We start from the raw sequence: 21,857 nt of genomic DNA, 5'->3' as shown, positions 1-21,857 counted from the left end.
GTTTGTCTAGCATCTAAAAATAAAAATTGACGTTCACGTTGTTTGTTTCGTTCAGTTTTCAAAGAACTACTTCATCGCTCAGAAGCGACTTTATTAATATAACATTTCGTTATGTTTTCGTCAACAACTTTTTTTCAATAAGTTGTTTTCGTTTGTTTCTTTTGTTACCTCTCGTGGCAACGAATATAAATATACCAGTTTGATTATTAAAATGCAATAGTTTTTCTAATAAAATTTTTAACTTAGTAAAAAAGTATAAAAATAGCATGTTTCTTCTATATAAATATAATTTCTACACGCATTATCTACCCTATCAAGATCCACTGCCTTCATGTCACTCATAGCAAAATAAAAAAAGCTTTGGAGAAATCTCCAAAGCTTAGTCTTGTTTATGACGCATAGCAGGGAATAATAGTACATCACGAATAGATGGTGCATTTGTTAATAACATAACTAAACGATCAATACCGATTCCTAATCCGCCCGTAGGAGGCATGCCGTACTCAAGAGCTTCGATATAATCATCATCCATCATGTGAGCTTCGTCATTACCTTGCTCGCGCTCTTTTAATTGAGCTTCAAAACGTTCTTTTTGATCGATTGGATCATTTAACTCAGTGAATGCATTTGCATGTTCACGTGCAACGATAAATAACTCGAAACGATCTGTGAATCGTGGATCTTCGTCATTCTTTTTCGCAAGTGGCGAAATTTCTACCGGATGACCGTAAATAAATGTTGGTTGAATTAATTTATCTTCTACTTTTTGTTCGAAGAACTCATTAATAATATGACCAACTTCCATTGTATCTTTAATTTCTACATTATGTTCTTTCGCAAGTTCACGCGCTTCTTCTACACTCATTGAATTCCAGAAATCTGCCCCAGAGTGTTGCTTAATTGCATCTACCATATGAAGACGTGTCCATTCTGGCTCTAGATTAATTTCATAATCACCATATTGGATTGTTGTTGTACCCAATACTTTTTTCGCGATATGAGCAACCATATTTTCTGTTAGTTTCATAATATCATTATAATCAGCGTACGCTTCATATAATTCAATCATCGTAAACTCAGGGTTATGACGAGTTGATACACCCTCATTACGGAATACACGGCCGATCTCATAAACCTTTTCTAATCCACCCACAATAAGACGTTTTAAATGAAGTTCAATTGCGATACGCATATATAATTCCATATCTAACGCATTATGGTGTGTAGTGAAAGGACGAGCAGACGCTCCACCTGCAATCGCGTGCATCATAGGCGTTTCTACTTCAAGATAACCGTTGTCATCTAAATATCTTCTCATTTCACGAATGATTTTACTACGGGTAACGAACGTTTCACGGCTTTCCATACTTGTAATTAAGTCCAAGTAACGTTGACGATAGCGTTGTTCAACATCTTTTAATCCGTGGTATTTATCCGGTAATGGACGAAGAGATTTCGTTAAAAGTGTAAATCCTGTTGCTTTTACTGAAAGTTCTCCAACGTTTGTTTTGAACACTTTACCTTCAATACCTACTAAGTCACCTAAATCCGCTGTCGTAAATAACTCATACTCTTCATCTCCAACAGTATCTTTACGAACATAAATTTGAACTTGCCCCTGTAAATCTTGAATGTGCGCAAATCCTGCTTTTCCTTTACCGCGTTTTGTCATAATACGACCAGCGATAGAAACCGTGATTTCTTTCTCTTCTAATTCTTCTTTAGAGAATTCTCCATATAGACTTACTAAGTCAGTTGTTGAATTTGTGCGTTCAAATCGTTTACCGAACGGATCGATTCCTTGCTCACGTAAATTATGTAGCTTTTCACGACGAACAAGCAATTGGTCGTTTAATTCTTCGTGGTTCATGTTATCCATGATATTAATATCACTCCAGCTCTATTAATTTTTACAATATATACAGTATAGCATTTTCTACTCAACTAGAAAAACTGCCAGCAACTAACTGGCAGTTCTTCTTTCTTTCACGTAATTATAGGAAGTGTATAGAAGAATGTCAATCTTCTACGCCCCCTTATTAACCAACGTAAATCGTTTGTTGTTTCGCTTCTACTTCTTCTACAAATGCACCTAATACATTCGCAAGGTCTTCACGTGTGTTGCAAGTATTGATACCATTACGCACACTCGCATTACCACGAACACCTTTTAAATACCAAGCTGCATGCTTTCTCATCTCTCTTACGGCAACATTTTCGTTCTTTAAATCGATAAGACGATCTAGATGCAACATGCATACATCAATTTTCTCACGCACTGTTGGTTCTGGCATTAACTCACCTGTCTCCAAATACTTTACCGTACGATAAATCATCCACGGATCCCCAAGAGCAGCGCGACCAATCATAACTCCATCTACACCAATTTCATCAAGCATACGCTTTGCATCTTGTGGTGTTTCGACATCACCATTTCCGATAACCGGAATATTTACAGCCTGCTTTACTTGTTTAATAATATTCCAATCCGCTTTACCTTCATACATTTGCACTCGTGTACGCCCATGAACCGCTACCGCTTGTCCACCAGCACGCTCAACAGCTCTAGCATTTTCTATTGCAAAAATATGATCTTCATCCCAACCAATACGCATTTTAACTGTAACTGGTTTTTCAACAGCATCTACAACCGCCGCTACCATCTCATATATTTTATTTGGGTCTAAAAGCCACTTTGCTCCTGCATCACACTTAGTGATTTTCGGTACTGGGCAACCCATATTAATATCAATAATGTCTGCTGTCGTATATTTATCTACGTATTTCGCAGCATCTACAAGAGTCTCTTTCTCTCCACCAAAAATTTGTAAACTTAATGGCTTTTCTCTCTCATCGATATATAGCATATCTAATGTTCTTTTGTTATTAAGTAATATTGCCTTATCACTTACCATTTCGGCACAAACTAAACCTGCACCAAATTCTTTTACTGTCAAACGGAATGCAGAGTTACACACTCCCGCCATCGGTGCTAATACAACCGGATTTTTCATCTCAATATTTGCAATCTTTAACACTCGATTTACTCCTTCCTTCATAGTCACTTCGGCATTAGTTCATCTATCGAGACCTTTAATGCTTTAGCAACTTCTACTACAAAATCTTGGGAAGGCGATCGATTCCCTCTCTCAACTTCACCTAAAACAGATACAGATACCCCTAATTCTTTAGCAAAACCTTCTTGTGTATAGCCTTTTAGCTTTCGAAAAGCACGAATGCGTCTTCCCCATTTTTCTGCTTCCATACCGTTACTCCCTCTCGCCTTTTCATTTCTTCTACTTGCGAACATGAAATGTCTTGTTTTATATCTTGATTAATTTCTAACAACGGAACGATAACAAAAGCTCTTTCGAACATCCGCGGATGCGGAACAATAAGATTCTCTGCTTCAATATTTTCTTGATTATATAGTAAAATGTCAAGGTCGATAGTCCTCGGGCCCCACCTAATTTCCCTTTTTCTTCCTAAATCATTCTCTACTTTTTGCGTTATTTTCAATAATTCTTGCGACGATAAATTGGTAGAAATTTTTATAACTAAATTTAAAAAGCAACTTTGGTCAGTATAGCCAACTGGTTCCGTTTCATATACAGACGAAACATCATCAACTTGGATATAAGGGTTTTTATTTAAAAACTGAATCGCTTCAGTTAAATACGTATAACGCTCTCCAATATTTGAACCTAATGCAATGTACGCTATATTATTCATGGACGCTCTCTCGTAATTTCCACAGCTACAGCACGATAATGCCCCGGTATTGGCGGATCTGGTTTAATTACCTTAATTGTACACCGTGAAATACTCTCATATTGTTTCAATATATCTGTAGCGATATTTTCAGCGATACTCTCCACAAGCTTATACGTTCTATCTTCAACAACTTTTCTACATAGTTCGAAAAGCTCCCCGTAATTGACAGAATGCTCTAAGTCATCACTTTCTCCTGCGCGTTTTAAATCCAACTCCACCGTTAAATCTACTTTAAATCTCTGACCTAATTTATTCTCTTCTGGGAATACACCATGATAACCGTAAAATTCCATATCATGGATATAAATTTTATCCAATTACTTTGCCCCCTTACCAATCATCGCATCCATCATCTTAGCCATACGCGCCATTTCTTTCACATCATGAACACGGATAAACTCACAGCCCTTTTCAATACCAAGACAAACTGTAGCGCCCGTCCCTTCAAGACGCTCCTCCACTGGCAAATCTAATACATGGCCAATAAAGGACTTTCTTGAAGTACCTAAGAGGACTGGATAACCCAGTACATTTAACTGTTCTAAATTACGCATCGCTTCTAAATTTTGTTCAGGCGTTTTCGCAAAACCGATACCTGGGTCTAAAATAATATTCTCATCTCGCACACCAGCATCTTTAGCAATTTTAATGCTTTCATACAAATCAGCAATCATATCAGCCATTAAGTTACGGTAGTTCATATTATCTCGGTTATGCATTAAGATAATGGGCACATCATAATAGGCTGCAACTTCAGCAATCTTCGGTTCCGCCTTCGCTCCCCAAATATCATTAATAATATGAGCACCAGCTTCAATCGCTTGTTTTGCAACTTCAGCTTTATACGTATCAATTGAAATAGGTAATTTCACTTCTTTCGAAACCGCCTGAATCATCGGAACGACTCGCTTTATTTCTTCTTCTATCGAAACTTTAGCAAAACCCGGGCGGGTAGATTCACCACCGATGTCAATAATATGAGCGCCTTCATTTTTCATTTCTTTCGCGTGACACACTGCAGCATCTACCTCGTTGTAACTCCCGCCATCAGAAAACGAATCTGGTGTTACATTTAAAATCCCCATAATTAATGTCTTTTCATTTAAGTTCAATGTATATTCGCCGCAGCGTAAATCATAATCCCACTTCAAATTACACATCTCCTCTTCGCAATTCATTTCTGCTCCACAATTTCTCTCTCTGCACTTCATAAAGATCCATAAATCTTTTTGTAACTATTCCCACTTTGCCCGGGAAATCTTCCCCCTCTATACGATAAAGAGGAACAATTTCTTGAATAGAGTTCGTTACGAACACTTCATTCGCTGAAAGCAATTCATCTTTCGTAAAGAAACTTTCCTTTACTTCTATACCCTGCTCTTCAGCAACCTTTATAATAAATGCACGAGTGATACCGTTTAAAATCCCTGTTTCTAATGAAGGAGTATACAAAGTACCTCCTTTAACAAAAAAGAGATTCGAAACAATCCCCTCTGCAACATAACCTGTTTCAGTAAGGAAAATCCCTTCCTTATTCACACCATTTCCAATTTCGCGTTTCCCTAAAATATTATTTAAATAATGATGGGACTTCAAGCGAAACGCACCCTCTGGTGTATTTCGTACTTGTTTTAAAATAACCCCTTCTTTCTCCACTACATCCCCCGGAATTGCTAAAGGTTTTATAAAAACAATAACAGATGGTTCTTCATACACATTCGTTTGCAATCCTATTTCATCTATACCCGCCGATACATTAAAGCGTATATACGCATGCTTCAATCCATTCTTAGCGAGTAGATTCTCCAAAATACGTATTATGTCATCTTTCGTCATTGTCCATTTGATTTGCAATGTATCCAGCGCATCCATTAAACGTTCATAATGATCATCCAACAAGAAAGGATGACCATTATAAATACGAAACGTTTCAAAAACTCCAAGCCCATATAAATAACCATGATCATAAGGAGAAATTTTCGCTTCACTCGCTTCTACATACGCGCCATTTACGTAAATTAACATAACGTCACACTTGGGCTATATTTACGAATAAAATTATGCAACAACTCTTTCCCATGAGAAGTCATAATAGATTCTGGATGGAATTGTACGCCTTCAATCGGCAACGTTTTATGACGAAGCGCCATAATCTCTCCCTCTTCCGTCCAAGATGTGATCTCTAAGCATTCTGGTAACGTCTCTTTCTTAACGATAAGAGAATGATAACGCGTTGCAGTAAACGGATTAGGAATATCCGAGAAAATCGTCTTTCCGTCATGATGCATAGGCGACGTTTTCCCATGCATTAATCGTTCTGCACGAACAACCTCTCCACCAAACACTTGCGCAATTGATTGGTGCCCAAGACAAACTCCAAAAATCGGAATCTTTCCAGCGAAGTATTGAATAACCTCCATACTAATACCCGCTTCATTAGGACTACATGGACCTGGCGAAATCATTAAAAAGTCTGGCTTCATATTCTCAATATCCGAAATAGTCACCTCATCATTACGCTTAACAACAAGCTCTTGTCCAAGTTCTCCAAGAAACTGCACTAAATTAAATGTAAAAGAATCATAATTATCAATCATCAATATCATTTCTCTCACCTAACCGTTTCTTCGCTACTTTCTTTCGCACGCCATAAAGCGATTGCCTTTTTTAACGACTCTTTATATTCATTTTTTGGATTCGAATCAATTACAATTCCCGCTCCAGCTTGTACATGTGCTTGCCCATCTTTAGCAAGCAGCGTTCTAATTACAATATTCAATTCCGTATCTCCGGAATAACCAATCCAACCAATTGAACCTGTATAAATCCCTCGGCGAACAGGCTCTAATTCTTCAATAATCTCCATCGTACGTATTTTCGGGGCACCAGTAATTGTCCCGCCAGGAAATACGGCCTTTACTAAATCGAACGCATCCTTACCTTCTTCCACTTCACCGCGCACATTAGAAACAATATGCATAACGTGCGAGTACTTTTCAATTACCATAAATTCATCTACTTCAACCGTTCCATATTTACAAATCCGGCCTAAATCGTTTCGTTCTAAATCCACAAGCATTACATGCTCTGCTCTTTCCTTTTCGTTCTCAATTAATTCCCTTGCTAATTCTTCATCCTCTTGTTCATTTGCACCGCGGGATCTTGTACCAGCAATTGGTCTTGTACTTACTTCTGGCCCTTGTTTTTTAATTAGCAATTCAGGCGAAGCACTAACAATTTGAAAATCCCCAAGCTCCAAGTAGCCCATATATGGAGATGGATTAATTTCACGAAGACTTGTATAAATTTCTAGCGGATGTGTTTGCAACGTCCTTTCTTGTCTTGTCGACAAGTTTACTTGAAACACATCACCATTTCCAATATATTCTTGAATACGTTCAACGGCCTTCATAAAGCCCTCTTCCGTAAAAGCAACTGCTTCATTTTTCTTTCCAGGGCATTCAAACGGCATAGTCAATTCAGGTGCTTCTTTCACCCAAAGATCCTTCCATGCATTTAATCGTTCTTCTGCCTTTTCATGTTCATCTACATAATGCGTAATAATCCATAACACTTGTTCTTTTTGATCGTACACAAACACGTCATCAAATAATAAAAAGAATATATCCGGTATATTCAGATCATCCTCTGCAAGAGAAGGAAGTTTTTCGATATAACGGATACAATCATAACTAAAGTAACCAATTGCACCACCTTGAAAAGGCGGGTACTCCGGATTATAGTCCGTTTTCCATTTCTCCATATATTCTTGCATTAAATCTAATGGATTCCCTCGCTTTATTGTTTCCTTACCACTTTCCCTTATATGTAACGTCTCATTCTTCCCTTGAATTACCGCTACTGGGTCCAGCCCCACAATGTTATAACGACCACCACGTCCACTTTCTAACAAAATATGTTGTGGCTTATTTTTGGAAAGAAATTTATATTGCTTAAAGAAATCTAACTGATATGGAATAGAAAGCGCTAAAGATTTTCTTCGTTGCATATCAACACCCCGTCTTCTTTTATCCCACCCTCTTAGACTAACCAGCTCCAACTACATGAGTTATGTATACAGAGAATGATTATACTCAAGGGCTAGTGAAAATAAATTAATTATACTACCTCTTATTTTACATGAAGTTTTCTAGTCATTCACTCTTTTCCTTTTTCCAATCCAAAAAGAAAAAGCATCCTCTTTCAAGGATGCTTTTTCAATCGCATTCAATTATGATTCAAATTGATAAAGTGGTGTACTTAAATAACGTTCACCGTTACTCGGAATAATAACAAGTACCTTTTTCCCTTTACCTAATTTCTTCGCAACTTCTGTCGCTGCATAGATGACCGCTCCTGAAGAGATACCTACTAAAATACCTTCTTCTCGAGCAACTCTTCTTGCATATTCGAATGCTTGCTCTGTTTTCACTTGGATAATTTCATCATATACCGCTACATCCAATGTCTCTGGAACAAATCCCGCTCCAATTCCTTGGATTTTATGTGGCCCTGGTTTCCCACCAGATAATACTGGCGAATCCGCAGGTTCTACCGCATAAATTTTAATATCTTTATACGCTTCCTTCAGCACTTCGCCAGCGCCTGTAATTGTTCCACCCGTACCAATACCCGCGATAAACGCATCTAATTGATCACCCATCTGTTCAACAATTTCTGGACCTGTTGTTAAACGGTGGATTTCTGGATTCGCTTGATTTTGGAACTGTTGTGGTATAAAGTACCCATGTTCTTTTGCTAATTCAGTTGCCTTACGAATTGCTCCACCCATTCCTTCAGGTCCTGGAGTCAATACTAATTCGGCACCGTAAGCGCGTAATAAATTACGACGCTCAATACTCATTGTTTCTGGCATTACTAAAATTGCCTTATATCCTTTAGCAGCCGCTACCATCGCTAAGCCAATACCTGTGTTACCACTTGTCGGCTCAATGATTGTATCGCCCTCTTTTAATAATCCTTTATTTTCAGCATCTTCAATCATAGCTAACGCGATACGATCTTTAACACTGCTCCCCGGATTCATAAATTCTAATTTTAAGTATACATCTGCGCTGTCTGATTCTACGATGCGGTTCAACTTAACGATCGGCGTTTTCCCGATTAATTCTGAAACTGATTGTGCCACTCGCATTCCTGTCACTCCTAACACCGAGTATTTTTATTGGTTTTATCTATATTTAGATTTTGTCAGAAAATTCTCTGTTTGTCAATCTATTTGGGCAGCCGATTCTCCGCCTAAACTTCTTTATTACAGACTCTCAATCAGGCTTGTAATATCTTCTTTAGCGAATTTATATCGTTCATTACAGAAGTGACAGTGAACTTCCGTCTCTTCTTCTTCTTCACGAATTTGCTCTAACTCTGTTTTACCTAAACTAATTAACACACTCTCAATACGTTCGCGTGAGCACGTGCAATTAAATTGAACATCCATAGTTTCTAATACTTTTACTTTATCTTCTCCAAGGACTGCATATAGTAGCTCTTCTGGAGAAAGACCTTGTTCGATCAATGTTGATACAGGAGGGATTTTTTGCAAACGATCTTCAATGAATGAAATTGTTTCTTCCTGTGCGCCCGGCATAATTTGAAGGATAAATCCACCCGCCGCCAATACGCTGTCATCTCCATTTACAAGAACACCGACACCAACAGAAGAAGGCGTCTGCTCAGAAACTGCGAAATAATATGTGAAGTCTTCCCCTAGTTCTCCTGAAACGATGGGAGATTGACCGATAAACGGCTCACGCATACCAATATCTTTAATTACTGTTACAAATCCTTCTGTACCTACCGCTTGATATACACGTAATTTCCCTTGTTCTGTTCCTTCAAAATCAACATGTGGATTCGTTACATAACCACGTACATCTCCATTTGCATGGGCATCTACTAAGATAGGACCAATCGGACCGTTACCCTCTACCTTAATCGTTAGCTTCTGCTCGCCTTTTAGCATAGCACCCATCATTGTACCCGCAGTTAAAGAACGACCAAGTGCCGCTGAAGCTGTTCTCCATGTATCGTGACGTTTTTGCGCCTCACTTACTGTGTTTGTCGTACGTACACTATACGCACGCACTTCTCCATCAAACGCTAACGCTTTTACTAAATAATCTTTCATACTTATTTATTCACCTTTCTCATGTTGTAAATTTGCATTACGTTCATATAACATATACAAACCTTTTAACGTTAAAAATGGATCTACAATATCAATTACATTTGATTCCTCTGAAATTAATTTTGCTAATCCACCCGTTGCAATAACTTTCGGTTCTTGTTTAGCTTCTTCTTTCATACGCTTAACAATACCTTCCACTTGTCCAACGTATCCATAAAGAATACCTGATTGCATCGCACTTACTGTATTCTTCCCGATAACACTACTCGGTTTTGTAATTTCAATACGAGGAAGTTTTGCTGCTCTACTATATAACGCTTCTGCCGAAATCATAATTCCCGGTGTAATAACGCCACCCATATAATGCTTCTCTTCGTTAATATAACAATATGTAGTAGCCGTACCAAAATCAACAATAATAAGCGGACTTCCATATAAGTGGATTCCTGCTACTGCATTTACAATTCGGTCCGCGCCTACTTCACGTGGATTTTCATATTTAATATTCAAGCCAGTTTTTATCCCAGGCCCTACTACAAGCGGTTTAATTTTAAAATACTTTTCACACATACGCTCTAAAGCGAACATAATTGGCGGCACGACTGAAGACACAATAATACCTTTCACATCTTCAAACGAAAGACCCTCATGCTCAAGCAACTGCTTTACAAGCATCCCATACTCATCTTCTGTTTTATGACGATCTGTTTCCATGCGCCAATGCTGACGAAGTTTCCCCTCTTCAAACACACCTAATACCGCATTTGTGTTCCCTACATCCAATACAAAAATCATATTCTCACCACTTATCTTATTTAATCTATATTTGTGCAGTATGTATAAAACTTATAAAAACATCATATCACACATACTTATATAATCAGTTTTTCTATACTCATCATTGTACAAAAAGATTGCTCTCTATTTCAATTTTTAATAATAGTTTTATTTAAATTCTTTTGCCACTTACATTCATTCCACAAATAAAAAAGGAGTGACTATTGTCACTCCTTCATCTCTTACTTATCTTCTACGTCTTCATCATCTTTCTTCATGTTGATGTTTACCTTCACATCATCTGAAGATGTTGGACGCTCTGGCAGTCTGCCGTAATCATATAAATGATTGATTTGCTCTGCATCTAATGTTTCTACTTCAAGTAACGTTTTCGCAATAATATCTAGCTTATCACGTTTTTCAGTAAGAATTTGTTTCGCACGAGCGTAACAGTCTTTCATAATAGTTTGCATTTCCACATCGATTTCATGTGCAATTGCATCACTGTAGTTTTGCTCTGAGTGGAAGTCTCTTCCTAAGAATACCTGACCACCTTGTGAGCTACCGAATTGCATCGGGCCAAGTTTATCACTCATACCGAATTCCGTAACCATTCGTCTTGCAATGCCAGTCGCACGTTGGAAGTCGTTGTGAGCACCTGTACTTACTTCACCAAATACAATCTCCTCAGCTACTCGACCACCAAGTAAACCAGTGATTTTATCAAGTAACTCTGGTTTTGTCATGAAGTAACGATCTTCTTTCGGAAGCATTACTGCATATCCACCAGCTTGACCACGAGGGACAATTGTTACTTTATGAACGATATCCGCTTCATCAAGGACAACACCAATTACAGTATGGCCAGCTTCATGGAATGCAACGATATTACGTTCTTTTTCAGAGATAACACGACTTTTCTTAGCAGGACCTGCAATAACGCGATCCGTTGCTTCATCGATGTCGCTCATATCAATTTTCTTCTTATCTTGACGCGCAGCTACTAGAGCAGCTTCGTTTAATAAGTTTTCAAGATCGGCACCAGAGAATCCTGGTGTACGAGTTGCAATTGCTCTTAAGTTGACATTCTCATCAAGCGGTTTATTACGAGCGTGCACTTTAAGTACAGCTTCACGACCATTTACATCTGGACGATCTACTGTAATTTGACGGTCAAAACGACCTGGACGTAATAATGCTGGATCAAGAATATCAGGACGGTTTGTCGCAGCGATGATAATAATACCTTCGTTTGCACCGAATCCATCCATTTCAACAAGCAATTGATTCAACGTTTGTTCACGCTCATCATGACCACCGCCAAGACCCGCGCCACGTTGACGTCCTACTGCATCAATTTCATCAATGAAAATGATACAAGGAGCATTTTTCTTTGCATTTTCAAATAAATCACGTACACGGGATGCACCGACACCGACGAACATCTCTACGAAGTCAGAACCACTAATAGAGAAGAACGGAACGCCTGCTTCACCTGCAACAGCACGTGCTAGTAAAGTTTTACCTGTACCTGGAGGTCCCACTAATAGAACACCCTTCGGAATACGGGCACCAACTTCAGCGAACTTACGAGGGTCTTTCAAGAATTCAACTACCTCAACAAGCTCTTGTTTCTCTTCATCAGCTCCAGCAACATCTCTGAAACGAATTTTTTTCTTTTCATCATTGTATAGCTTCGCCTTACTTTTCCCGAAGTTCATAACACGGCTACCGCCGCCCTGAGCTTGATTTAATAAGAAGAAGAATAAAATGAAGATAATGACAAACGGAATGATAGAAGTAAAGAATGTTACCCAAGCACTTGTTTCTTCTGCTGGTTGATACTTAACCTCGGCCCCTTGCGCTTTATCATTAATTTTCTTTTGTAATTCCTCAGTATTTGGTGCATAAGTAACAAATTGTTCTCCTTGGTTAGAAGTATTGAATTGTCCTTTTACTTCAAATACACCATTTTTCGGTTGAAGCTGCACATTGCGCACTTCACCTTTTTCAAGTTTAGTAATGAATTTATCGTAGCTAACTGATGTCGTTTTTTGCGTCGAACCATTAAAATAGCTTACGATCCCAATTACTACTAAGAATATCAGTAAATAAAAGATGGTATTACGGAAGATACGATTCATTCCTAACCTCCTCTCACGGCATAAACACTATAGTAAATCGTAACATAGAAAAACTTTCCTATACAATTGTCACGCCTGTATTTAATTAATTTGAGTAAACACTTGGTTTTAATACTCCCACATACGGAAGATTACGGTATTGCTCTTTATAATCTAATCCATACCCTACAACGAATTCATGAGGGACAGTAAATCCAACATAATCCGCTTTCAGATCAACCTTACGACCTGTTGGTTTATCTAATAATGTAACAATTTTTACAGATTTCGCTTTACGATATTTAAACAGGTCTACTAAATAGCTTAGTGTAAGACCGCTATCAATAATATCTTCAACGATTAAAATATCGCGACCTTCTACAGAAGTATCAAGATCTTTTAAGATTTTTACTTCGCCTGTTGAAACAGTAGAGTGACCGTAGCTAGATACAGCCATAAAATCCATTTCAAGATATGTATCTGTTCTCTTTAATAAATCTGCCATAAATGGCATTGCACCCTTTAGTACACCAATTGCAAGCGGTACTGTATTTTTGTAATCCTCTGCAATAACTGCACCTAATTCAAGCACCTTTTCCTGTATTTGTTCTTCAGAAATTAATACTTTTTCGATATCTTGATTCATCATTTCATTATCCTCCCGGAAGACTCCTTGCTTTTGTAGTGAATAATAATATATTTATCCTTCTTTGCTACCTCTTTCGAAATAGCAAATGCAGATCGTTTCAACAAGGGTACCCAAATAATATTTTCACTTGCGTCACAAACGATCGGCCATTCTTCTCTTTTTTCTTTCGGTACTTTCGATTCGATAAAAATAGCTTTTATCTTTTTTGTACCATCCATACCTTGTATTGACATGCGATCTCCATTTTCCCTAGAACGAATACGAAGTGGATACGATATATCATTATACTTAGCAACAAACACTGTTTCATTCATGTTACTTGGTATATCCTCGCTCACCTCTGTTACAAATTTATCTCCGTTCGGTAATGTAATTGTCCCGGGTACTGATAAATCTTGCAAAAAAGGAGAAACAATTTCTTGTTTAAATCCAAAGCTACATTCTTCGTATGTACGAATAATTTTCAAGCCACCTGGAAAATCCAATGAACCTGAAGGTTGTATCCGCTTAAAAAATTCAATCACCTTGTCAATATGTATAGAAGAAAGCGAAGATGGAATCTTATATTCATAAAGATAGTTTAATATTAGTTGAATCCCTCTCCTTTGTAAAGGCATAGACATGGATTCAAAGGCAGGAATTGATAAGCTAATTTGTTTATCGCTTTTTTTTGTAATTACTTTATTCATTTTCTCAAAAGCTAATTCCTGCAAATAAGCCTCATCCTCTTGCATCTGCACGCTAAATTTTTGGAATTTCTCATGCATTTGTGGATTTTCCTCTTTCAAATAAGGAAGGACATATTTACGTAATCGATTCCTTGTATATACTTCCTTTTTATTACTCGGATCTATACGCGGAATAACTTTTAACTTATTACAGTAATCAACAATTTCTTCCTTAGTTACCCCAAGTAACGGCCTAATTAAATATCCATTATGAAAAGGACGCTTCACTGCAATTCCTGCGTACCCTTTCGGAGTACTGCCTCGTACAAGGCGCATTAAAATCGTCTCTACTTGATCATCTCCATGGTGACCAAGAGCTACATATCTCGCATCATATTTCTTCATTATTGTTTCCAAAAATGCATATCTGCATTCTCTAGCAGCAACTTGTGCATTCATTCCATATTGCTGTTGATATTGCGACACATTAATCCTTATCGTCTCACAAATAACTCCCAGCTCTTTGCAAAGACCCTGCACAAACTGTAGGTCCTCATGAGATTCATTACCTCTAAACATATGATCCACATGTGCTACTACAATTTCGAGTTGCTTTTCTGCCCTTTTTTCTAACAAATAATATAGAAGAGCTAAAGAGTCAGGACCGCCAGAAACCCCTACAACAATTGTTGAATGTTTCTTTAATACATCATGCTGCTTTACAAAGTCATCCACTTTTCCAACAAATGTATCTTTCAACTTCGTAATCACCTTTCATTAAACAAGAACAGCAACGTTAGTTACCTTGTCTATAATGGTACAACTTTTACAAACATTGTGCAAAAAAAAGATATACAAAAATTACATTTTTATCTTACATTCCTCCTGTAGATTCAACAAAGTAATTACATTACCTTTTTAATCAAAAAAACCTAGGTAAATACCTAGGTTTTTTTGATTATTTTATTGCGCCTGCATTCCCACTATCGGAATCGTAGCCCACTTCGGCATATTTTTCTTTACTTTCGCCACAACAATAGTCATATCATCATTTATATAGCCATCACCAGACCTAATTACTTCTTCCATAATAATATCAGCTATTTCTTGTGGATCCTCTGTTTGTAGTTCTTTAATTTTACGCTTTATCCATAACTCGTGATTCTCCACATGTTGTGCTCCCTCAAAAATGCCATCACTCATCATAATAAGAATATCACCCGTTTTTAATTGCTCACCAACCACATCAACTTCAACATCTTCAATAATTCCTATCGGTAAATTACTTGCCTCAATTTTCAAAATATTATTGCCGCGTTTAACAAAACTCGGCGTCGATCCAACCTTTAAAAACTTCGCACTCGCATCCCGTAAATCTACCATAGCCAAGTCAAGCGTGGTATACATCTCCTCTGTCGTTCTTAAAGAAAGAATTGAATTGATGGACTTAATCGCTATTTCCTCATCAATACCTGATTGAAGTATCTTTTGTAATAATTTTACCGTTTCCCTACTCTCCATATGAGCCCTTTGCCCATTTCCCATACCATCACTAATCGCAAGTGCATATTTCCCAACACTTAAATCCATCATCGCGTAAGAATCGCCTGAAACAAACCCACCACCTTTTGCAGCCGTAGCCAATCCTGTATCAAGAGAATAGGTCTTCGCTGAACCAAATGATATTAAACTGTGACCATTTGGATAAGAGGATTTCTCTTCATGCTTAACAACGATATTTTCTTTTAAAATATCCGAGAGCATCGGCGCAACCAACTTCTCACATTCTCCATGCTCATTAGATGCAGCTGGAATCAACATTTCAATATCAATACTTCCTCTGTCTAAACAATAAATATCAACATGCTCCACTTCGACACCAAAATCACGAAACGCTTGTAAAATTTGTTCTTCCTGTACTTGATGATTTTCTCGCTCTCTTTGTATTTCCTGTGCGAAATCCTCCATAACTTTTGATACACCTAATAATTGTTCCGCCACTATTCTGCGATTTTCTTTCATTTGTTTTCGTAATTTTTGCCCCTCATAAAAGTGATCTAATTCACCGGCTACTAAATCTGTTACTTTCTTACCTCTCACACAATGCTTGTCCCATTCACGAACTAACTTCCGATTATGTTGCAGTGTTCCTTCTTCCGTTTCACTCATTATTTGTTTCATATAATCGTACGTTTTATCAAAATTAACTACCCAACATTGATCCTTCTTAAAGCACGTTTGACATGTTTTTGCAGTAATTGTACTTAAAAATAAATCCGCTTCTGTTTCTTTATCTTCCTCTTCCACGTACCCATATACAGAAAAACTATTAGACAAAGCAGCAAATACATTAGCAAATTGATTGATTTTGTTCGCTGTAACATCGCGCATTCTTCGTAAATATTGTTGTTGATCTTGTGAGTGTTCTTGTGTACCTGGCATAAATTTAGCAATACGATCCATAACAAGCTTCGGTGTTAATAAAAAGAAAACAATTGCCACACCAGATTCAATTAAAGTTGTTACAATACTCGTTTGCTTGTCTACATATAGCGTAATTAAACTTGTACCAATTAATAATCCTAAACTAACTCCTATACGCTTTCCTTCTTTCAATAATCCCCCAAGCAATCCTGAAAAGGCAAGGAGGCTAAGTTGAGACAAACTAGACACATTCGCTAAACTTAATATCAATCCAGTGACGACTCCCACCGTGGACCCTGTAGCCGCACCAGCAATAAATGCAAATACTAATACTAAATATCTAGTGAAAATATGTTGAATAGAAGCATCATAAACGAACCAATCTGTTGTACCCGTTAAAACAGATGCTAGTAATATAATTAAACAAACAATTTCTTCTGTTTCTAACGCTTGTTGTTTCCCTTTCCTTTCCACCAAGAGTGGAACACTTTGCAGAAATATCATCGTTAATACGAAACTAAGCCCCGCTTCGATCGTACTAACGAGCAAGTCATACATGGTGACGGTTTGTTGCGCAAAATATACAACAACTAAATGTGCGGTTAATGCGGAGATAAATACTTGGAACGGTACAAGTCCAACAGTTTTACGTGTAAATCGACTAAAGAAGATATTATAAATGAAGAACGTAAAAATAGATGCAAAAGTAAAAAATAAATTATCTATCGAAACTGAAAGTGCTCCTCCCATCAGAGCTAAAAATGCGAGCGGCATTTTATCTCGCTTCATAACATAAACAGCAGCAAAAAACGGCAATGCAAAAGGTAAGATGTTCGTTAATATATATGCTCGTCCTAAAAGAAAACCAATAACAACAATTATGAATCCCCATCTAAAGAAAACTTGTTCAAATTTCATTCGCAACTTACTTGTCCACTTCATTGTTCCAAGCTGACTTTCATTCATCGCCAATGTACTTGTATTCATAGTATTCCTTCCTGCTTTAGGCATATTTTTAACACCACCTGCATAGTTTAATTACTGTCATTATAAAAGATGATTATTGGGATTTTTGTCAAAACAACAGTCTTCACTTTTATAATCGTTCGACGTTTTATTCGAAATAAGTCTACATATATACACAGTATTTAATTTATCCTTTTACAGTCGGTGGAATATTCAGAAAATATAGGGTGATTTTGTAGAAGTGTTGTATGTCTTAATTTACTTAACAAAAAAAGATCATGCAAATTGCATGATCTTTTTAGATGACCCGTACGGGATTCGAACCCGTGTTACCGCCGTGAAAGGGCGGTGTCTTAACCACTTGACCAACGGGCCGTTAAATTAAATATAGCGGCGGAGGGGATCGAACCCCCGACCTCACGGGTATGAACCGTACGCTCTAGCCAGCTGAGCTACACCGCCATGTCGTCGTATTTAACGGACAATTAGTATCTTACATCAGATACAATTTAAAGTCAACACATCTTGAAAACTTTTTTAAAAATACATTCTCTCATATAAAAAAGTACCCTGAGTAATGACCCTGGGTACCTCTCTATATGTTAAACATTAAACGTTCTTATTATCCGCGACGCGCGCCACGGCCACCACGTTTAGATTCTGTGTTACGCTTTAAAGAAGTTAAACGATCTTCACTATCTTTTAAAAAGCGTGCCATCTTTTGCTCAAATGTTTCTTTTGGAGCTCGGTCGTTACCGCCACCGCGGTTATCTCTGTTGAAAGAACGATTATTACGTTGTGGACGTCCAGAACGTTGTTGATCACCACCGCGTTGTTGGTATTCACCACGTGGACGATCTCCTTCTGTTTTTTCGCGTTCTTTCGCTTTTTTAATAGATAGACCAATTTTTCCATCTTTTTCAACATTAATAACTTTTACTTCTACTTGGTCGCCCACTTTTAAGTGATCGTTAATATCTTTCACATAATTATCAGCAACTTCACTAATATGAACAAGACCCGTTAAGCCTTCTGGCAGCTCCACAAAAGCGCCAAAATTTGTAATACCTGTTACTTTACCCTGTAACTTGCTGCCTACCTCGATTGACATAAAAAAAATGCTCCTCCTTAGTGGTTAAAAAGTCAAATTTTACTTTATTATATATAATCCTAAAATATAGTGTCAATAAGACATACTCTACTTAGAAACAGGAAAAATTATCTCCCCTTTTCCGGAGAAGAAATAATCCCTTCTAGCAATCTTTAAAACGTACTCTTCATCATTTAACTTTTGAACTTCGTCTTTTAGACTTTTTTCTTTTTTCGTTAATGAATCCAGTTCTTTTTTCATGTCCTTAACTTTTGCTTCTTTTGCTTTAATGGAACTGTTTTGTTGATAAAACGTTACACTAATACTCGCAATAATTGTAAAAGCAAAGACAAGAAAAACCGCTAAACGGCGATAAAGTCGCTTCCTGTTCTCATCCGTTTGTATTATATGTTCTTTAACAGGATTTGGACTCTGTTTTTCGATTGTTCTTTGTCTCAGTTCCCTCATTTCCGAGGTCCCCCTAACTTCTTTTTTATACGCTCCCATAATTGGAAGATATGTCCCTTCAACTTTGCTATATATTGCAGGAACCCTACATGCTTCGTTATAAAAAGTTTAACACGATTAGGGAGAAGTTTCCATATGAGTGAAGCAATAAATCGAACAGGCCAGAAAAAAACTTTCCAAATGAAAAGTAATATCCAAATCGCCATTTTCCATAACACATGTCCAATTGAAAGCAGTACACGAAATAAGAATAATATAAATGCAATAAATAGCTGCGCTATAATAATAACAGGTTTTATCATGAGTAGCTGTATAATTCGAACAAAAAATTGTATTGTTTGTACAAAAATATAGATGAGAAAATTTAACATCTTCATGTATACTGCTTTCAATAAACTTTGATATGCCGCAAAACCGCATAGTAATGCCAAAAATACATATATACGTAATTCAGCTTCATTCACGAGCAGTAATACATAAAAAACGAATAAGGCTTGGACAATCCAAAATAGTATATCATGTATAAATACAAGCCAACGTTTACGCTCTTGGCGTTTTAAGAATCGTTGATACGTATCTAAAGATGCACCAATCCAAGCACCCATTCCAATCATTGAAAGCATTGTATACAACTGAATTGTTAGGCTCATTTAAACAACTTACTAAAGAAACCTTTAGTTTTCTCCCCTTGATTCTCATCGATATACAGCATCTCATGAATTTTCCCTTTAATCGATACAACACCCTTTTCTACATCTAAATTCTTCATTTGTAAATTTTGACCACGAATTGTTAAAAAACCCATTACAGTCTCAAGTAAAAACTCTTCACTATCAAAACTCTCCACTTGCTTTACACCAGTAATATCGATTACACGCCTGCCACGCATAATAATATCATGCTCTACAGAAACATTTTGTTGATTAGAAGACGTAGGTGAGTAACCATTATTCACGAAAATCCCCCCATAGCTTTATACTAGCTAATAGTAATGTATGAAGGGGTGATCCATTTTAGAACAAGCCTTCTTCTGCTTTTACTTTTTCTTCGCGAACTATACTATACATGTTTGCCGCATCTTCTTTTTTAGTCGTTTCTTTCAATTCATTTACTTTCACAGTTACTATTTTTTGACCAAAACGAATTGTTAATTCATCATCTACCTTTACATCTGAACTCGCTTTTGCCACTTGACCATTAATGGATATTCTTCCTTGATCAGATACTTCTTTTGCTAATGTTCTTCTTTTAATTAAACGTGACACTTTCAAAAACTTATCTAAACGCACATCAAGTCCCCCTATTAACGCTCTGTTTGTTTGGCCTCTTCCCATAAAACATCTAACTGTTCTAATGATAAATCTTGCATTTCTTTATTCATTTCTGCTACTTTTGCTTCCATGTATAAAAAACGACCGGTAAATTTCTCATTAGTTGAACGCAACGCTTCTTCTGGATCTATTTTATAATGACGAGCTATATTAACAAATGCAAATAGTAAATCACCAAATTCACCTAGCATCTTTTCCTCATCCATGTTTACAACTTCTTGCTGGAATTCTTGCCATTCTTCTAAGGCTTTCTCTATCATCGGCTGCACGTCAACCCAATCAAATCCAACCTTTCCAGCTTTCTTCTGAATTTCATAAGCACGCATTAGCTGCGGTAAGCTTTTTGGAATACCCGTTAAAACAGATTCTTTCACGAATCCCTTTTCTTGTTTTTTAATCTCTTCCCAATTCGCGATTACTTCATCAGCATTATTTACATCCGTATTCCCAAACACATGTGGGTGACGACGAACCATTTTCTCAGATAAAGTTCGAATAATATCATCTATGGAGAACCAACCTTCATCCTCTCCAATTTGGGCATGAAGCATAACTTGTAATAATATATCACCCAGTTCTTCTACTAAATGATCATCATCCTCTTCATCAATGGCTTCTAGCACTTCATATGCCTCTTCAATTAAGTATTTCTTTAAAGATTGATGAGTTTGCTTTTTATCCCACGGGCAACCATTCGGTCCACGAAGATCAGCAATAATTGCTCTAAGCACATCAAACTGCTGATACAAGGATTCACGTTCCTTAACTGGCGGTACATATACACTCGTTAAATTATTTAATTCCGTTTCATGATCTAACATGTATAATGGCACTTTTTTTACTTGCTCAAATGAAGTTCCGGCAGCTGTTACGATATACACTTCGTAATCATCTGGCAACATCTCCATTAACGGCAGTTTCACATCTGAAGCAACAAACGCATCATACACTTGACAAAAGATTAAATGTTGACGTAATTCTAATTGTCCTCTTTCAAATGATGTAGCATCAATTAATTGAAATCCTTCAATCGGATCAATTTTTAGACTCGCAAACATCGGATCAAGGAAACTTTGTCCACCTTCAAGTCGCACTTCAATATTTGCTACCTCTCCTTTTTCCAAAAGTAGCTGAACTGTTCTTTCTGCTACAAGCGGATGACCAGGAACTGCATAAATAATTTCTGTACCTTTAGCTTGTTCTAACAACGTATTCGCGATTGTTTCATATACGATTTCAAATGTATCATGCGCTTCGTATACATCGTCGAAAGCTGTATATTTTATGCCTTCTTTCTCCAATTCTTCTATAACTGGGTGTTCCTTCGTTCTAACAAACATATGGTCCGCTTCTTTTATCTTTCGATATACACCCATCGTTAACTGATCTAACTCACCAGCACCTAATCCTAAAATAGTAATGATTCCACTCACAACCAG

At 37.2% G+C, this 21,857-nt stretch carries 22 protein-coding genes and 2 tRNA genes; all 24 read right to left on the bottom strand.

Annotated elements, in window-relative coordinates:
- Nucleotides 1-379: 379 nt before the first annotated feature.
- Entirely contained in the window at nucleotides 380-1,879 is a 1,500-nt protein-coding gene (gene lysS / locus BAQ49_RS09860) for a lysine--tRNA ligase (RefSeq protein WP_071745171.1), read from the bottom strand.
- Nucleotides 1,880-2,039: 160 nt separating this feature from the next.
- Complete coding sequence (gene dusB / locus BAQ49_RS09855) at nucleotides 2,040-3,038, bottom strand: tRNA dihydrouridine synthase DusB (RefSeq protein WP_000912239.1); 999 nt, start codon at nucleotides 3,036-3,038, stop codon at nucleotides 2,040-2,042.
- A 23-nt stretch (nucleotides 3,039-3,061) separates the two neighbouring features.
- On the bottom strand, nucleotides 3,062-3,265 hold the full coding sequence (locus BAQ49_RS09850) for a helix-turn-helix domain-containing protein (protein WP_000387027.1): 204 nt from the start codon (nucleotides 3,263-3,265) through the stop codon (nucleotides 3,062-3,064).
- Entirely contained in the window at nucleotides 3,217-3,732 is a 516-nt protein-coding gene (gene folK, locus BAQ49_RS09845) for a 2-amino-4-hydroxy-6-hydroxymethyldihydropteridine diphosphokinase (protein ID WP_071745170.1), read from the bottom strand. Before folK ends, BAQ49_RS09850 begins: the two co-directional genes overlap by 49 nt.
- A complete protein-coding gene (gene folB, locus BAQ49_RS09840) occupies nucleotides 3,729-4,091 on the bottom strand; it encodes a dihydroneopterin aldolase (RefSeq protein WP_000358063.1) in 363 nt (120 codons plus the stop codon). Before folB ends, folK begins: the two co-directional genes overlap by 4 nt.
- On the bottom strand, nucleotides 4,092-4,952 hold the full coding sequence (gene folP / locus BAQ49_RS09835) for a dihydropteroate synthase (RefSeq protein ID WP_071745169.1): 861 nt from the start codon (nucleotides 4,950-4,952) through the stop codon (nucleotides 4,092-4,094).
- Nucleotides 4,927-5,799 carry an aminodeoxychorismate lyase gene (pabC, locus tag BAQ49_RS09830; protein ID WP_071745168.1) on the bottom strand — a complete coding sequence of 291 codons (873 nt, stop codon included), beginning with the start codon at nucleotides 5,797-5,799 and terminating at the stop codon, nucleotides 4,927-4,929. Before pabC ends, folP begins: the two co-directional genes overlap by 26 nt.
- The gene (pabA, locus tag BAQ49_RS09825) at nucleotides 5,793-6,380 is read right to left on the bottom strand and encodes an aminodeoxychorismate/anthranilate synthase component II (RefSeq protein WP_000602299.1); all 588 of its coding nucleotides are present in this window, start codon (nucleotides 6,378-6,380) and stop codon (nucleotides 5,793-5,795) included. The genes pabC and pabA overlap by 7 nt, the downstream gene beginning before the upstream one ends.
- 5 nt (nucleotides 6,381-6,385) lie before the next feature.
- A complete protein-coding gene (gene pabB / locus BAQ49_RS09820; protein WP_071745167.1) occupies nucleotides 6,386-7,783 on the bottom strand; it encodes an aminodeoxychorismate synthase, component I in 1,398 nt (465 codons plus the stop codon).
- Between the two features lie 222 nt (nucleotides 7,784-8,005).
- Complete coding sequence (gene cysK, locus BAQ49_RS09815) at nucleotides 8,006-8,929, bottom strand: cysteine synthase A (RefSeq protein WP_071745166.1); 924 nt, start codon at nucleotides 8,927-8,929, stop codon at nucleotides 8,006-8,008.
- A gap of 117 nt (nucleotides 8,930-9,046) precedes the next feature.
- Nucleotides 9,047-9,922: a redox-regulated molecular chaperone HslO gene (gene hslO / locus BAQ49_RS09810; RefSeq protein WP_071745165.1), complete on the bottom strand. Its 876-nt coding sequence runs from the start codon at nucleotides 9,920-9,922 to the stop codon at nucleotides 9,047-9,049.
- Between the two features lie 6 nt (nucleotides 9,923-9,928).
- Entirely contained in the window at nucleotides 9,929-10,717 is a 789-nt protein-coding gene (locus tag BAQ49_RS09805; RefSeq protein WP_002144522.1) for a type III pantothenate kinase, read from the bottom strand.
- Between the two features lie 224 nt (nucleotides 10,718-10,941).
- Nucleotides 10,942-12,843, bottom strand: coding sequence for an ATP-dependent zinc metalloprotease FtsH (gene ftsH, locus BAQ49_RS09800; protein ID WP_071745164.1), 1,902 nt, complete (start codon nucleotides 12,841-12,843; stop codon nucleotides 10,942-10,944).
- A gap of 85 nt (nucleotides 12,844-12,928) precedes the next feature.
- On the bottom strand, nucleotides 12,929-13,471 hold the full coding sequence (gene hpt / locus BAQ49_RS09795; RefSeq protein WP_000981839.1) for a hypoxanthine phosphoribosyltransferase: 543 nt from the start codon (nucleotides 13,469-13,471) through the stop codon (nucleotides 12,929-12,931).
- Nucleotides 13,468-14,898, bottom strand: a complete 1,431-nt coding sequence (gene tilS / locus BAQ49_RS09790; RefSeq protein ID WP_071745163.1) for a tRNA lysidine(34) synthetase TilS — start codon at nucleotides 14,896-14,898, stop codon at nucleotides 13,468-13,470. The genes hpt and tilS overlap by 4 nt, the downstream gene beginning before the upstream one ends.
- Before the next feature lie 204 nt (nucleotides 14,899-15,102).
- Complete coding sequence (spoIIE, locus tag BAQ49_RS09785) at nucleotides 15,103-17,574, bottom strand: stage II sporulation protein E (protein WP_071745162.1); 2,472 nt, start codon at nucleotides 17,572-17,574, stop codon at nucleotides 15,103-15,105.
- Between the two features lie 258 nt (nucleotides 17,575-17,832).
- A tRNA-Glu gene (locus BAQ49_RS09780) sits at nucleotides 17,833-17,904 on the bottom strand.
- 13 nt (nucleotides 17,905-17,917) lie between these two features.
- Nucleotides 17,918-17,991, bottom strand: a tRNA-Met gene (locus BAQ49_RS09775).
- A 160-nt stretch (nucleotides 17,992-18,151) separates the two neighbouring features.
- A complete protein-coding gene (locus BAQ49_RS09770) occupies nucleotides 18,152-18,640 on the bottom strand; it encodes a S1 domain-containing RNA-binding protein (RefSeq protein WP_000021449.1) in 489 nt (162 codons plus the stop codon).
- 87 nt (nucleotides 18,641-18,727) lie between these two features.
- Nucleotides 18,728-19,087 (bottom strand): cell division protein DivIC, encoded by a 360-nt coding sequence (divIC, locus tag BAQ49_RS09765; RefSeq protein ID WP_001208735.1) that lies wholly within the window; start codon nucleotides 19,085-19,087, stop codon nucleotides 18,728-18,730.
- The gene (gene yabQ / locus BAQ49_RS09760; RefSeq protein WP_071745161.1) at nucleotides 19,084-19,737 is read right to left on the bottom strand and encodes a spore cortex biosynthesis protein YabQ; all 654 of its coding nucleotides are present in this window, start codon (nucleotides 19,735-19,737) and stop codon (nucleotides 19,084-19,086) included. The genes divIC and yabQ overlap by 4 nt, the downstream gene beginning before the upstream one ends.
- Complete coding sequence (gene yabP, locus BAQ49_RS09755) at nucleotides 19,734-20,042, bottom strand: sporulation protein YabP (RefSeq protein WP_071745160.1); 309 nt, start codon at nucleotides 20,040-20,042, stop codon at nucleotides 19,734-19,736. The genes yabQ and yabP overlap by 4 nt, the downstream gene beginning before the upstream one ends.
- Before the next feature lie 58 nt (nucleotides 20,043-20,100).
- A complete protein-coding gene (locus BAQ49_RS09750; protein ID WP_001234880.1) occupies nucleotides 20,101-20,376 on the bottom strand; it encodes an RNA-binding S4 domain-containing protein in 276 nt (91 codons plus the stop codon).
- Nucleotides 20,377-20,390: 14 nt separating this feature from the next.
- Nucleotides 20,391-21,851, bottom strand: a complete 1,461-nt coding sequence (gene yabN / locus BAQ49_RS09745) for a bifunctional methyltransferase/pyrophosphohydrolase YabN (RefSeq protein WP_071745159.1) — start codon at nucleotides 21,849-21,851, stop codon at nucleotides 20,391-20,393.
- Nucleotides 21,852-21,857 lie beyond the last annotated feature (6 nt).

The sequence above is a fragment of the Bacillus proteolyticus genome, from assembly GCF_001884065.1.
Lineage (GTDB): Bacteria > Bacillota > Bacilli > Bacillales > Bacillaceae_G > Bacillus_A > Bacillus_A proteolyticus.
The sequence above is the reverse complement of the archived record's forward strand: the minus strand, read 5'-3'. Positions and strand labels throughout refer to the sequence as shown.